The organism is Streptomyces megasporus (assembly GCF_000718985.1).
GTDB classification, from domain to species: Bacteria; Actinomycetota; Actinomycetes; order Streptomycetales; family Streptomycetaceae; genus Streptomyces; species Streptomyces megasporus.
Genome location: NZ_JODL01000181.1, coordinates 1 through 265, shown reverse-complemented (window position 1 = coordinate 265; position 265 = coordinate 1). Strand labels below are relative to the sequence as shown.

Here is a 265-nt window from a genome sequence, read left to right as displayed (position 1 = left end):
CGCGTGCATCCCCACGCCCAGCGGGTCCGGCCAGGCGGCGGCGCCGTTGAAGGCGATGGTGGCGGCCGTCAGCAGCCAGGCGGTCTGCCGCAGCATCGGGAAGGGGATGCGGAGCCAGGTCAGCAGCAGGTCCAGGGCGAGCAGCACCACGATCCCGGCGTCGACACCGATGGGGAAGAACGGAGCGAAACCGCCGAAACCTTTCTGCTCGGCGAGGTCGCGGACGGCGGCGTACGATCCGGCGAAGCCGATCGCCGCGATCACC

1 protein-coding gene is annotated in these 265 nt (G+C 71.3%); it reads right to left on the bottom strand.

The window, feature by feature from the left end; all coding sequences use genetic code 11:
- A partial coding sequence (locus IF47_RS0127260; RefSeq protein ID WP_031511752.1) for a DUF2637 domain-containing protein occupies positions 1–264 on the bottom strand: 264 nt, incomplete at its 3' end.
- Between the last annotated feature and the right edge of the window lies 1 nt (position 265).